A 14,042-nucleotide genomic window follows, 5' to 3' on the forward strand; every position below is an offset into this window, starting at 1 on the left:
AAAAAAAAGATTCTCCGTATCCTATAGACTTCGATACGGAGAATCGCTTTTCCTGCTGTCTTTTTCAGACTTTTAGCTGACAAAAGGCAAGGGAATTATTTCCTGAGCTCGGCGCCGAAACCGGCCTCAAGAGCCGCTACGACACGGCCGTGCAGCTCGCTGACCTCTTCGTCCGTCAACGTCCGCTCCGGCGTGCGGTAGACCAGCGATATGGCCACGCTTTTCTTATCCGCACCAAGCCGCTCGCCGGTGTAGATGTCGAACACCTGGATCGATTCGAGCAGGCTGCCTGCGGTTTCCCGCGCCTTCGCGAGCAGATCGCCGACCGGAATGCTTCGGTCCACGACCAGCGCCATATCCCGGCCGATTGCCGGGAAACGAGGCAGCGGACGGTAGGCAAAGCTGTCGCTTGCCAGCTCCGCGAGCGCATCCAGCTCCACTTCGAGGACATACGTGTCCGCCAGGTCCTTTTGCTGCTGAAGCGCCGGGTGAAGCTGACCGAGCTTTCCGATGGCCCGGCTGCCATTCGGCGTTTCGGCAACGATCAGCGCCGTCCGTCCCGGATGGAAGCCTTCCGGCTCGGCGGCCTCATACCGGATGTTTTCAATCCCGAGATAAGACGCAACCCCTTCGAAGATGCCTTTCAAATCGTAGAAGTCGACATCGGCCGGCTTGCCGGTCCAATGAAGCTCGCTTCGTTTGCCGGTCAGCAGGATGGCAAGCTGCATTTTTTCCTCCGGCAGACGGCTCAGCGATTCCTCACCGGTGACGAACACGCGGCCGATTTCGAACACGGCGACGTCGTCCTGATTCCGGTTGCGGTTATACACCGCAACATCGAGCAAATGCGGGATCAGGCTCGTGCGCAGCACGCTGCGCTCCTCGCTCATCGGCATCGCCAGGGCAATCGGCTTCGCATCCGGGTAAGCGCCCGTATACTGGCGGATCTGCTCGGGATGCGTGAACGTGTACGTAATTGCCTCATGCAGGCCGCTGCCCGTCAGCAGCGTCCGCGTCAAGCGGCGAATCGCCTGCTCCCGGGTAAGCGCGCCCGGCGTCGTAACCACGTTCATCAGCGTGGTCGGAATGTTGTCGTAGCCGTGCAGACGGGCCACTTCCTCGATGAGATCGACGGCGCGGGTAATATCGCCGCGGCGGCTCGGCACATGCACCAGCAGTCCGTCCTGCTCCAGCGGCTCGACAACGAAATTCAGCCGTTCGAAAATCGCCTTCACTTCCTCAAGCGAAAGCTCTGTTCCAAGGTATCCGTTAATACGGCTTACGGTCAGCTCGATTTGCACCGGCTTGCGCTCTCCCGCTACCGCTTCGACGATGCCGGACGCCACTTGGCCGCCCGCCACCTCGGCAATAAGCGCCGCCGCGCGGTTCAGCGCAGGAATGACCGCTTCCGGATTCGCTTCCTTCTCGAAGCGCAGCGACGCTTCCGAACGGAGCCCGAGCTGACGCGACGTTTTGCGGACCGAGGAACCGGCAAAGTTGGCCGATTCAAGCAGAATACGCGTCGTTCCGTCCGTTACTTCGGAGTTCGCGCCGCCCATGACGCCCGCGATCGCGACCGGCTTCACCCCGTCGGTGATCAGCAGCATATGCGGCTCCAAGGTCCGCTCCGCATCGTCCAGCGTCACGAGCTTCTCGCCTTCGCGGGCAAGCCGCACGTCGATATGGCCGTTGTTCAGCTGATCCGCATCGAAAGCGTGCAGCGGCTGGCCGTATTCGAACATAACATAGTTTGTTACGTCGACGATGTTGTTGATCGGGCGCACGCCGGCAGCCATCAGGCGGTTTTGCAGCCACAGCGGCGACGGGCCGATTTTCACGCCATCGATCAGGCGCGCAGCGTAATGCGAGCACTGCTCTTTAGCCGAAATTTCCACGGAAATCCGTTCAGCCGCTTGGACGGCCGCCGCGCTGTCGTTCAGTCCCGCTTCCGGATCCGGCAACTTCACCTCGCGGCCCAGAATCGCCGCGATCTCGTACGCTGCGCCCAGCATGCTAAGGCAGTCGGAACGGTTCGGCGTCAGGTCGAAATCCATGACTTCATCGTTCAAAGCGAGGACATCGAGGATGCTTGCGCCGACCTGCGTATCCTCCGGCAGCACCAGAATGCCCTCCTGAATTTCCTTCGGCAGCAGCTTGTCGTTCAAGCCAAGCTCCTTGGCCGAGCAGATCATGCCTTGCGATTCAACACCGCGCAGCTTCGCCCGCTTGATCACGAGGCCGTCCGGCAGCTTCGCGCCGACGACGGCGACGGGCACCTTTTGCCCTGCGGCAACGTTTTTGGCCCCGCAAACGATTTGCAGATCCTCGCCTTGGCCTGCGTCGACGATACAAACGCTCAGCTTATCGGCGTCGGGATGCTTTTCGCGCGATTTGACGAAGCCGACAACCACCTGCGACACGCCTTTGTTACGGCTTTCCACGATATCGACTTCAATGCCGCTCCGTGTCAGCTTCTCCGCCAGCTCGGCGGCCGAATAGCCGCTGACATCCACATACTGCGACAACCATTGATAAGATACTTTCATGACTTAGCCCACGCTCCTCTCACTCACAAATGCACGAACTGCTTCAAGAAGCGCAGATCGTTCGTATAGAAATGCCGGATATCTTCAATGTCGTATTTCAGCATGGCAACCCGCTCGACGCCCAGACCGAACGCAAAGCCGCTGTATACTTCCGGATCGTAGCCCGCCATCTCGAGCACGCGCGGATGCACCATGCCGGAGCCGAGAATTTCGAGCCAGCCCGTATGCTTGCACACCCGGCAGCCTTCGCCGCCGCACATCGCGCAGGTAACGTCGACCTCTGCGCTCGGCTCCGTGAACGGGAAGAAGCTCGGGCGCATCCGGATTTGCGTCTGCTTCCCGAACAGCTCCTGCACGAACTGCAGCAGCGTCCCTTTCAAATCGCTCATGCGGATGCCCTTGTCGATCACAAGGCCTTCAATCTGCGTGAACATGTGGGAATGCGTCGCATCGTCGTCGTCGCGGCGATACACGCGCCCCGGACAAATGATTTTGACCGGCACGTGGCCTTTCATTTTTTCCATCGTGCGGACCTGCATCGGAGACGTGTGGGTGCGCATCAAGATTTCGTCAGTAATATAGAACGAATCCTGCATGTCGCGGGCCGGGTGGTTTTTCGGCAGGTTGAGCGCTTCAAAGTTATAGTAATCCTGCTCCACCTCGGGACCTTCGGCCACCGTGTAGCCCATGCCGATAAAAATGTCTTCAATCTCCTCAATCACTTTGCTGATCGGATGTGCCGCGCCGCGCGCCGCCGGACGTCCCGGCAAAGTCACATCGATTCGCTCCGCCGCAAGCCGGGCGTTCGTCTCCGCCGCGGTGTATTCCGCCTGCTTCGCCTCGATGACTTCCTCGATCGCGCCGCGAACCTCGTTCGCCACCTGACCGATGACCGGACGCTCCTCCGCGCTCAAAGCTCCCATCCCGCGCAAAATTTCCGTCAGCGGGCCTTTTTTGCCCAAATACTTGATCCGAAGGTCGGCAAGCTGCTGCTGGTTTTCCACTTGAGCCAGCTCGCGCAGCGCTTCTTCCTTCAGTGTAAGCAATCGTTCTTTCATGCCTGCATTCCCTCCTTGTATGATGATTTCCGCCTGCGCCGTATCCGCGAACGCAAAAAAAGCTTTTCCATCCCGGTAAGGGACGAAAAAGCCGTGGTACCACCCTTGTTCAGAAGACCGGTTTAAGCCGCCTGCGCCATTCGGCACGGAGGATGCCCGTTGTCTTCTTCCTTCATTGAACGTAACGGTTCGGGAACTTGCGTTCGGACCGGTTCCTCCTACTTGCCGACGGCCGGATGGACCGCACGGTTTCAAAGGACTGCTCGGGAGCGAACTTCGGCAGCCTGGTTCTTCGGACACGCTCTCAATCTCCGGCGTCTCCTCCCTGTCAAGAGGCACTGCTTACTTTTCTCCGTCAACGCATTTGGCAGTATTCAGTATATGAGAAGTATTATATGCAAACAAGCGTCCGAATGCAAGCGCAAACGGCGCAGTTCACAGCATGTTCATGCGGGAAGCAAGACGGCGGAAGGGATTAGGAACGGTCCTCAATGGCGAAGATTTTTCCGTCTTGAAAAGCAAACCGCGAGAAGCCCTGTAATTTAATAAGCTCCCCGGCCTTCGGCCCGCCCGGAATATCTTCCGCAAGCGTGCCCTCGTAGTCAATTTCAACTTCAAGCTGGTCCTCATGAAAACAGGAGCTCAGCACCTTTTGACAGCGGTTCTTGAACAAAGAGGCCGATTGCTTGGCCAACTTTCTGAACGCTTCGACGCCTGACGTCTCCGCCGTCACCTCGCCATTCGATACGTTGCGAAACCGGACCTCCTCGTGCAGAAGCGACACCATGCCGTCAATATCAAAAGAATTGTAGTGCTGGACATACTCGCGAATCATCGCTTCTTTTTGCTCGTTGTTCATAGAAATAAGCCTCCTTTTCGATTGTGCATGGCTTGGGACCACGCAAAAAAGACTTTTCCATCCCGGTAAGGGACGAAAAAGCCGCGGTACCACCCTTGTTCAGAAGACCGGTTAAGCCGCCTGCGCCATTCGGCACGGAGGATGCCCGTTGTCTTCTTCCTTCATTGATTGTAACGGTTCGGGAACTTGCGTTCGGACCGGTTCCTCCTACTTGCCGACGGGCCGGATAGGCCGCACGGTTTCAAAGGACTGCTCGGGAGCGAACTTCGGCAGCCTGGTTCTTCGGACACGCTCTCAATCTCCGGCGTCTCCTCCCTGTCAAGAGGCGCTGCTTACTTTTCTCCGTCCATGCATTTTGGTTTATGGAATTTATAGGTATTATAAGCAATCGGCGCGAAAGCGGCAAGCGGGAATTGGTCCTGTCACAAAAAATAAACCCGTATCGTCTTAGGAGTGCAAGCAAAGAAAAACAAAAACCAAAGGAGCGGATCTCTATGAAGGTAAGAATGAATCATTACGAAGTGAATCCGAAAGCATACGAAACAATGCTCGGCTTGGAGAAATTTATCGCAAGCAGCGGGCTGGACCACACGCTCTATGAGCTGATTAAGATCCGGGCGTCGCAAATCAACGGCTGCGCTTTTTGCGTCGACATGCATACGAAGGCGCTGCTGAAAGCCGGCGGCAACGACCACCGCATTCATCTCATTACCGTTTGGCGGGAATCGCCATTTTTTACGGAAGCGGAACGGGCAGCTCTTGAGCTGACGGAAGCCGTGACGCTGATCGCAGACGGCGGAGTGCCGCAAAGCTTGTACGAGCGGGTACGGGAGCATTTCGACGAAAGCCAATATGTCGCGCTGATTATGGCCATCGTCACGATTAACGGCTGGAACCGGATTGCCATCTCTACCGGCATGTTCCCGGGCTGCTTGGACCCGCAGTCTGCCAAGTAAAAGGACTGGCGGTGACGGGATTCTGGTCGGGTAAGCTAATAGAAGGATAGAGCGGCAGAGCTGCTTCTGCGCCTCTATCCTTTTTCATTTTTTAGAGTCCGTTCAGCTGCAACAGCAGCGTCTTGATCTCGTACGGCTTGATGGCAAAAGCAATCGCGTCCCCTTCCTGCCTCTCGCCTGCGGGGCGTTCCATCAGGTCCAGCTCCTGCCAAGCCTCAACCGGGAGATCGCTTGCCAGCCTCACCTCGCCGCGAATTCCGGCGAACTCATGCAGCCGTACGACGACGGCGTCACTGTCCTCGGCCCGTTTGAGCGCATCGATCATGACGTGCCCGGATGCGGTACCAGATAAGGAAAGCAGCGACAAGGCGCTCCGTTCCGGCTTGCCGTATACCGCCGTCACCGGATTGTTCAATGCCCATGCCTCCTGTACGGTTCGGCCTTGGTGCCAGTCTCCTTCGTGGGGCAGCAGCGCGTACGCGAACCGGTGCTCTCCTTGATCGGCGCGGGGGTCCGGGACCATGGCCGATTTGATCAGCGACAGGCGGATGACGTTGTCCTTGATATCATAGCCGTATTTGCAGTCGTTCAGCAGGCTGACGCCGTAATTGCGCTCGGACAGATCGGCCCACTGATGACCGACCGTTTCGAAACGCGCATAGTCCCAGCTCGTGTTCCAATGCGTCGGGCGCCTGACGTTCCCGAATTGAATGTCGTAGGTTGCTTCGGTGGCGCGGATATCGACTGGAAAAGCGACCTTGAGCAGCTTCCGCTGCTCGTGCCAATCGACATTCGTAGCGAAGTCGATCCGGCGGCTTGCCGCATACAAAATCATGTCCTGCACAACAGCCGATTGCCGGTACGTCCATTCGAACCGCACAACCGCCCGGACGGGGCCGGTTTCCGTCACCTCGGCCCGCGTCAGGACGCTAACCGCCTCCATTTTTTCCTGATAAAAAATATCGATGTCCCAAGCCTCGTGCCGTCCCTTCGGCTTATCCTCGAACACCTGCAGCACATTTCCCGCTTGCCCCTGAGCCAGCACCTCGCGGCCTGCCGCTTTATCGTAAAGGCGCGTCAGCTGGCCTTGCTCGTTCCATTCGATGTCATAGAACGGCGTGGATAGGCTTCGGGCCCCGATCCGAAAAGGCGCGTTTCCCGCTTCCGGCCCGGTCTCGCTGCCACCGCTTCCCGCTTCAAACTGCACGATAGTGTAGCCCATGGAAGGCAGATCGCTCGTATTTACGAGCCAATCCCTGCCCGATCGCTGGGACGCAAGCATGCGGCCATGAGCATCCCGCCAGCAGCCCTGCTCCATGCCCGGACGAGCCGTCAGGCGGACGGTATCGGCCCGCTCCCAGGATGCCCCGTTAAACAGCGTGACATAGCGGACGCCCGGCGCACCGGACTCACCGGAGGATGGTTTGACGCCTTCCGGGGACGCTTCCTCCGAAGACGCCGATTCGAAAGCCGCCTCCAGCATGCCGCGTGGCGCGTCCGCTGGATACCCGGCTGTGGACGCCCCACTCGGGATCAGTCCTCCCGTTGCCCGCATCCACGCCTCGCAGCCGATACCGAACGCTTCGGCATATTCCTCCCGGCAGTCCCCGTATACTTCGCCAATCGACGAACCGGGGATGATGTCGTGAAACTGGTTGCGCAAAATGATTTTCCAGCCTTCGTACAGACGGCTTTGCGGGTAGCTTGACCAGCCTGCGCCGAGCAGCGCAGCGAGCACGCTCAGCCATTCCGTTTCGCGGTACAGCAGCTCCAGCTTCCGGTTCGCCCGCTTGTTGTAGGCCTGGCTCGTGTAGGTTCCCCGGTGCAGCTCCAGATACAGCTCCCCGTCCCAAGTATGGACATACCGGTCGGTGGCCGCCATACGCTCCTGAAGCTCGGCAAAATATTCGTCCGCCCGGCCCGTCGTGACATGCGGCAGCCCGGGCATCGACTCCAGCCTGCGGCGCATCTCCAGCATTTCGCGGTTCACGCCGCCTCCGCCGTCCCCATAGCCGTAAGACAGCAGCAGATGCCGGTTCAACTCCTTATCGCGGTAGCCTTCCCAGATCCCCTGCACGGAGTCGGGGGTAATGCTGCCGTTATAGGTGTAATAGAAGGCTCCCTCGCTGCCGCCCGGATCGGGCGTCGTGATGAAGTGGGTCAGCACCTCGCTGCCGTCGATTCCCCGCCAACGGAACGTATCGTGCGGCATGCGGTTGTACTGGTTCCAGCTGATTTTCGTCGTCATGAACATGTCGATGCCGGACTTTTTCAAAATTTGCGGCAGCGCCCAGCTGTAGCCGAACACATCGGGCAGCCACAGATAGCGGCATTCTACGCCGAACTGGTCCCGGAAAAAACGTGTGCCGTACAGCAGCTGGCGTACCAGCGACTCGCCCGACGTCAGGTTGCAGTCCGCTTCGAGCCACATCGCGCCGCCCGCTTCCCAGCGGCCCTCGGCGACCCGCTCGCGGATTTGCTCGTACAGCGCCGGATAATCCGTTTGCAGGTACTCGTAAAGCTGCGGCTGCGTTTGCAAAAAGACGTAATCCGGGTACAGCTCCATCAGGCGGAGCACGGTGGAGAACGACCGCGCCGCCTTCTCGCGTGTATGCTTCAGCCGCCACAGCCAGGCGACGTCGATGTGCGTATGCCCGATGCAGCGGACCGTAACCGGATGATGCTTCGGGATGCCCTCCAGCTGCTGCCGCAGAAGATCGCGGGCGGCTTCGAGCGAGGCATAGAACGGCTCCGAGCCGGGAGACGACCAGTCGATGCGCAGGAAAGCCCGGTCGAGCGCCGACAGCAGCTCATGGCGTTCCGGCTGGTGGTCGCCGAGCCGCTCGACGGTTTGAAGCGCCGCGCGGGCGGTGTAAAACAAGTCGTCCGCCGCTTCGTCCAGCCAGCACAGCTTCGCAAGGCTGAGCCGATGCTCGATCGGAGCGGCAGGCTCGTAGCCGTTCAGCCCGGACCACAGCCGGAAGCGGAAGCGCACCGTGGTGCCTGCCGCATCCGGCGGGAGGAATACTTCGCCGTGATTCGTATCCACCCCCTGGTAAGGCTGCCCGTTCAAAAACAGCAGCGACTCGAAGCCGCTGTTGCCGCCCCCGCCCGTACGGCCGAAATCGAAGCGGCCAAGTATTTTTTTGCCCGCCCAAGCGGCCGGAATGTCCGCGTCGAAGGCCAGCCACATGTACAGATCGCGCCCCGTCCAACGGTCGCCGATATGGACAGGCTCCCATTCGCCTTCCTCCGGCGGGTAGGCCGCAATCCTTCCCTCCGGATCAAACTGCCGGAGCATGGCGGTAACGTCGCGCTCATCGCGGTAGCGGAACCGGTCCAGCTCCCGGATGCGCGCAGCAAGCTTTTCTTCCGTCCATAACATGACCGATCATCCTTTCATAAACGAAAATAGATGGTTTAACAAGTTTATAACACGTGTTATAAGACTGTAAAAAAATATTGCTCTTGCCGTGAGCGTAAAAGCAAAGCCGGCTGAAAAAGATTAATCCTCTTCGCCACCGTTCGGTCACCTTATTTGTCCGTGAGCTCTTCCGGAACATGCCCGCTCTTCACCTTCATGCGCCAAAAACGGCAGATGCTGTACAACTTGGCACGGGGGGCTACAAGCTTTCCCGCGCCATCAGCTTGGCCGGCAGCCACATGCGGGCTGTGTCGGTCCGTTCTCTCCGTCCCTCGATGTATTCGATTAACCGGTTGCCCGCGGCTTCGCCCATTTCCGCATAAGGAACCTCCACGGCGCTTAACGAGGGGACCAGCCCTGCATTCAGCCGTTCCGTATTGTCCGCAGCCATAACGAAGAAATCTTGACCGATACGCATCCCCGACTCGAAAGCGGCGCGGTACAAAGACACCGCCGCACGGGACCAGTTCGTCAAGCAGCCGGGCGTCTCGGACCCGCTTCTCAGCAGTTCCCGCCACCAGCCGCTGTCCTCCGGCCATTCGGCCTGCGGCTTTACCCGAATGCGCGGCTCCATGCCCCGCTCCCGCATCCAATCGGCGTAAGCCTTCGTCCGCTGGCGGTCCCCCCAATTCGGCTGATGTGCAGGACCGTTATACAGCTCGACGTAGGTCAACGGCTTGCCGAGCTTGCTCCAAGCATAATCAAGGGCGGTCCGGATGCTTTGGGCATAGTCCATCTGTACGGAAGCGACCTCCGCGGTTTCCGGATACCCTTCCACCGACACGTAAGGGATGCGGTGACGTTCGACTTGTCTCCGCCATTCGTCGTCCTGAAAGCTCGTCGAGTCCTTGGTGACGATGCCGTCGATCCGGCGCTGCAAGAACAGCTCGACCAGGCCTTGCCGATCGGACGAAAGCGGGGTGCCCCCGTACAGCAGGACGTGGTACCCTTGCTCGGCGCAAGCCTTTTGCAGCCCTTCCAGCATTTGCGCGAACAGCGGATTATACAGATCGCCGCATGCCGCGATGCACCGGCTTCGTCCGGTCCGCATCCCTTGGGCCTGCGCGTCGACGACATAATTCAGCTCCTCGATCGCCTGCAGCACGGCGCGCCGCTTCTCCTCGCTGACGCCAATTCCCGGCGTGCCGTTAAGCACCGCAGAGACGACGCTGCGGGAGACACCGGCTTTTGCCGCTACATCAAAGCTTGTTACGCGTTTCAAGTTCAAATCCCTCCTACGCTTAAAATAACACGTGTTATAATTGGCGGTCAATGACATTTTTACGCTTGCCCCACCTTGGCTTCCTTCCTCAACTCGCAGATCTTTGTGCCGGAAACGGCTGTCGCAAATTCGTAACATAAGACGGTTGAAAACAGCTATATTCTGAATTATTGTAAAAAAGAAACCAAACGGTCTCTTTCATCCAACACAGTACGCCGAGAGCCAGAATACCCGTTAACGCGGGAAGCGCTGCGGTTCGTTTTGCACGATTCCCCGCATGCGGTTATAAAGCTCGTTGCACCAAACATCGCCGGATTTGCCGGGATTGACGCATATAAAAACAAGGGGGCTTGTCCAATGAACAGTACGCCGGAGGAAGAAAGAAACAACGCAGCCGAAGAGGACCGGACGAAAACGGAGCCTGAATCGATCAGCCGCCGCGAGATGCTGAAGCTGACTGCCATTGCCGGAACCGGTGTTGTGCTGGGCATGAGCGGAATGGCGACCCTAATGTCTCTTAAGCGTGCCGATCCGGGGCCGGGCTCCGGCGCGCAAGCGGCGAAGCCTCAAGCGGGGGCGGGCGGTGCCGTCCCTTTTTACGGTTTGCAGCAGGCCGGGATCATCACCCCTCAGCAGCCGTACGTATGCTTCGCCGCATTCGATATTTTGCATCAGGATGCCGGGCAGCTGTTGAAGTTATTGCAAGAATGGTCTGCGGCCAGCGCTGTCATGACAGCAGGGAAGCCTCGGAGAGAAGGCGGAGACGTCACCTCGCCGCCGGCGGATACCGGGGAAACGAAAGGGCTTTCCCCTTCGAATCTTACCCTCACGTTCGGGTTCGGACCCACGCTGTTCCAGAGCAACGGCAAGGACCGCTTCGGCCTTGCCTCCGAGCAGCCGGCCGAATTATCCGATATTCCGCCCATGCCCGGCGACCGGCTCGATCCCCAATGGTGCGGCGGAGATATCGGGGTGCAAGCTTGCGCAGACGATCCCGGCGTGGCCTTCCATGCGATCCGCAATTTGGCCAGAGCCTCCAAGGGCACGGCGGCAATCCGATGGGTGCAGAACGGATATATCGGAGCCCCTGACGGTCAGACGCCGAGAAATCTTTTTGGCTTCAAGGACGGCACGGCCAACCGCGAGCTCGATTCGGAAGCGGCGAGATCGCAGCATGTCTGGGCAGCGTCGTCCGACGGGCCTGCATGGATGGCGAACGGCACTTATCTGGTCGCGCGCAAAATTCGCATGTTTCTGGAGCCGTGGGACCGGTCCACGCTGGCCGAGCAAGAGATCACCTTCGGCCGGCTGAAGGAGAGCGGCGCTCCTTTCGGCAAAAAGAACGAATTCGATCCGGCTCCGCTGAGCCAATTTCCGGCGAGCTCGCACGTATGGCTGGCCCGCAGCGCAGGAACGAAAATGCTTCGCCGGGCTTATTCCTACGTGGACGGTATTGATGCGGGGACAGGCGATTGGGATGCCGGCCTCTTTTTTATCAGCTTCCAGCGGAGCGTCAAGCGGCAGTTCATTCCCATGCTGTCCCTTCTTGCGAAGCTGGATGCGCTCAATAAATTCACTTCACATGTGTCCAGCGCCGTATTCGCTTGTCCGCCGGGTGCTGGAGAAGACGGCTTTGTCGGCGAGACGCTATTTCGCTCCGGAAGCCGCTAGGTTCCGCTCGCCTCTTTCCTGGTAGAAACGCGACGGAGCCGTTTTTATCGGATCGGATTGGGGTATATCGTACACATAACTACCCGGACCATAGGAAACCTTAAGCTAGTCCCAAATTTTTATAGGAAATAGAGGTGAAGTTTCGTGCTTGTTCAAACGGTTGTATTGGGGCTGACGCTGCTTCTCGCACCGCTCGCCTCCTCTCTTCAACCGGATCCGTTTTCGCAGATCGTATCCGGCGAGGAGCCGGGTCCGAGAGATTCCGGGACGTTATCCCCGGCCGAGGCACAGAAGGTCATTGCCAAACAAGCGGAAGCCGTCATTGCAGCACTCAAGCATCGGGATATGAAACAGCTGCAGCGGTACGTCCACCCGGAAAAGGGCGTCCGCTTTTCCCCCTATGCTACGGTCGATGCAAACCACGACTTGATTGTTAAAGCCGGACAGCTTCCGGCGCTGCTTCAAGACAAAACCGTGTATACCTGGGGAACCTATGACGGCAGCGGCGCCCCGATCCAACTGACGTTCCAAGATTATTACAAGCGTTTCGTGTATGACCGGGATTATGCGAAGCCGGAAAAAATCGGCTACAATGAGATTGTGAAGCAGGGCAACTCGATTATTAACATTCGCCAAGCATACCCGCATTCGATCTTTGTCGAGTACCATTTCAGCCGCGGCGCGGACAATAACGAAATGGGCTGGAGCAGTCTGAGGCTCGTGTTCCAAAAGCACGGTCAAGGCTGGTATTTGGTCGGCATCGTTCATGATCAATGGACGATTTAGCTGCATATGAAGCCGCAATATACGCCAAAAAGGGCTAACGACGAGTCGTGCGACCGACCGCCGGTTAGCCCTCTTTTTACATGTATTCAAAGCTTACTTCCGCATCCGCGGGACCTCTATCGACCGTACGCTTCGCAGCATTCCAGCCAGCGCGCCACGATGCCGGGGTTCGAGGCAAAATGCAAATGCGTGTAGCCGGCCACCGTCCGATGGAGCAGGCACCCGTCCTTTTTCGCGCCGCGCAGTCCCTTCGTCTCGTAAGCGTGAGGCAGCTCCGACTGCGGCTCATAGACCGAGTAATGAAACTCGTGCCCACGGGCCGTCTCTCCACGGGGCAGCAAAAAGTTGCCTTCCGCCCCCGTAACCTCCCGCAGTCCGAGCGCCGCCAGCTTGGTCTGCATTGTCACTTGACCCGGCACGAGGCCCAGCATCGAATAGCTCCTCCCCTGCGTATCCCCGATCGCTCCGGTGAGATACATAAAGCCGCCGCATTCGGCCAGCGTCGGAAGCCCGCGCTCCACGGCGCTGCGGATCGAGTCCGTGACCTGCGCCTGCGCGCTTAGCCGCTCGGCAAACTCCTCGGGAAACCCGCCGCCGATATACAAGCCCTGCACGTCTTCCGGCAGCGGCTCGCCCGCCAGCGGCGAGAAATAGACGAGCTCCGCTCCGTACAGCTCCAGCAGCTCCAAATTTTCGGGGTAGTAAAAATGAAACGCGGCGTCCCGGGCAACCGCCATCCGCACGCGGTAACGGCGGGACGGCTCGGCGAACAAGCGCGGCTCCGGGACGGCCGGAGGCTCGGACGCTTGCGCAAGCTCCAGCAGCCGGTCCATATCGACTGTCCGATCGATCCGGTCGGCCAGCGCTTCAAACAAACCGCCAAGCTCCCCGCGCTCGATGGAAGGCACGAGCCCCAGATGCCGTTCGGGGACGGAAAGCGCGTCCTCCCGCTTCATGTATCCGATGACGGGAATGCCGCATTCCTGCTCGATCGCTTCTTTTACGATCCGGTAATGTCCGTCGCTGCCGACCTTGTTGGCGAATACGGCGGCGATGCGGGCGCGCGGCTCAAGACACTGGAAGCCTTTGACGATGGCTGCGGCGCTGCGGGCCATGCTTTGGCAGTTGACGACGAGCAGGACGGGGCAATCCAGCAGCAGGCTGATTTCCGCCGTGCTTCCGGTATTGGACAAAGGGTCTTTGCCGTCGTAAAATCCCATCACGCCTTCGATGATCGAAATATCCGCATCGCGGGAAGCCCGGGCGTAAATTTCCTTTACCGTGTCCGCGGTCAGCATCCAGCTGTCCAAATTGCGGGACGGTCTGCCCGTCACCGCCTTATGATAAGTCGGATCGATATAGTCCGGGCCGCATTTGAAGCCCTGCACCGTCATTCCCCGGCGGCGGAGCGCCGCCATCAGGCCGAGGGTGACGGTCGTTTTACCGGCTCCGCTTCCCGTTCCGGCAACGACGAGGCTTCGGTGCGTTCTAGATTCGTTCATGAGGTTCATCGGCTCCCT

At 59.0% G+C, this 14,042-nt stretch carries 9 protein-coding genes; 3 read left to right on the forward strand and 6 right to left on the reverse strand.

Annotation, left to right across the window (positions count from 1 at the left end):
* Positions 1-95 precede the first annotated feature (95 nt).
* From pheT to PEH01S_RS11270, 3 genes are all read right to left on the reverse strand, one after another.
* The gene (pheT, locus tag PEH01S_RS11260) at positions 96-2,546 is read right to left on the reverse strand and encodes a phenylalanine--tRNA ligase subunit beta (RefSeq protein WP_127485488.1); all 2,451 of its coding nucleotides are present in this window, start codon (positions 2,544-2,546) and stop codon (positions 96-98) included.
* A gap of 23 nt (positions 2,547-2,569) precedes the next feature.
* A complete protein-coding gene (gene pheS, locus PEH01S_RS11265) occupies positions 2,570-3,604 on the reverse strand; it encodes a phenylalanine--tRNA ligase subunit alpha (RefSeq protein ID WP_025853136.1) in 1,035 nt (344 codons plus the stop codon).
* A 475-nt stretch (positions 3,605-4,079) separates the two neighbouring features.
* Positions 4,080-4,463 carry a nuclear transport factor 2 family protein gene (locus tag PEH01S_RS11270; protein ID WP_127485490.1) on the reverse strand — a complete coding sequence of 128 codons (384 nt, stop codon included), beginning with the start codon at positions 4,461-4,463 and terminating at the stop codon, positions 4,080-4,082.
* A 494-nt stretch (positions 4,464-4,957) separates the two neighbouring features.
* On the opposite strand from PEH01S_RS11270, the gene PEH01S_RS11275 reads away from it, so the two are divergent.
* Positions 4,958-5,419 carry a carboxymuconolactone decarboxylase family protein gene (locus PEH01S_RS11275; RefSeq protein ID WP_025853134.1) on the forward strand — a complete coding sequence of 154 codons (462 nt, stop codon included), beginning with the start codon at positions 4,958-4,960 and terminating at the stop codon, positions 5,417-5,419.
* A 91-nt stretch (positions 5,420-5,510) separates the two neighbouring features.
* On the opposite strand, the gene PEH01S_RS11280 is transcribed toward PEH01S_RS11275, so the two are convergent.
* Together PEH01S_RS11280 and PEH01S_RS11285 are read right to left on the reverse strand one after the other, a co-directional pair.
* Positions 5,511-8,804, reverse strand: a complete 3,294-nt coding sequence (locus PEH01S_RS11280; RefSeq protein ID WP_127485492.1) for an alpha-mannosidase — start codon at positions 8,802-8,804, stop codon at positions 5,511-5,513.
* 238 nt (positions 8,805-9,042) lie between these two features.
* The gene (locus tag PEH01S_RS11285; RefSeq protein ID WP_127485494.1) at positions 9,043-10,065 is read right to left on the reverse strand and encodes a LacI family DNA-binding transcriptional regulator; all 1,023 of its coding nucleotides are present in this window, start codon (positions 10,063-10,065) and stop codon (positions 9,043-9,045) included.
* 357 nt (positions 10,066-10,422) lie between these two features.
* Between PEH01S_RS11285 and efeB the strand changes: the two genes are divergently transcribed.
* Positions 10,423-11,736 (forward strand): iron uptake transporter deferrochelatase/peroxidase subunit, encoded by a 1,314-nt coding sequence (efeB, locus tag PEH01S_RS11290; protein ID WP_127485496.1) that lies wholly within the window; start codon positions 10,423-10,425, stop codon positions 11,734-11,736.
* Positions 11,737-11,880: 144 nt separating this feature from the next.
* Positions 11,881-12,522, forward strand: coding sequence for a hypothetical protein (locus PEH01S_RS11295; RefSeq protein WP_127485498.1), 642 nt, complete (start codon positions 11,881-11,883; stop codon positions 12,520-12,522).
* A gap of 116 nt (positions 12,523-12,638) precedes the next feature.
* On the opposite strand, the gene PEH01S_RS11300 is transcribed toward PEH01S_RS11295, so the two are convergent.
* Complete coding sequence (locus PEH01S_RS11300) at positions 12,639-14,024, reverse strand: cobyrinate a,c-diamide synthase (protein ID WP_127485500.1); 1,386 nt, start codon at positions 14,022-14,024, stop codon at positions 12,639-12,641.
* Between the last annotated feature and the right edge of the window lie 18 nt (positions 14,025-14,042).

It is taken from the genome of Paenibacillus ehimensis NBRC 15659 (assembly GCF_004000785.1).
GTDB classification, from domain to species: Bacteria; Bacillota; Bacilli; order Paenibacillales; family NBRC-103111; genus Paenibacillus_G; species Paenibacillus_G ehimensis.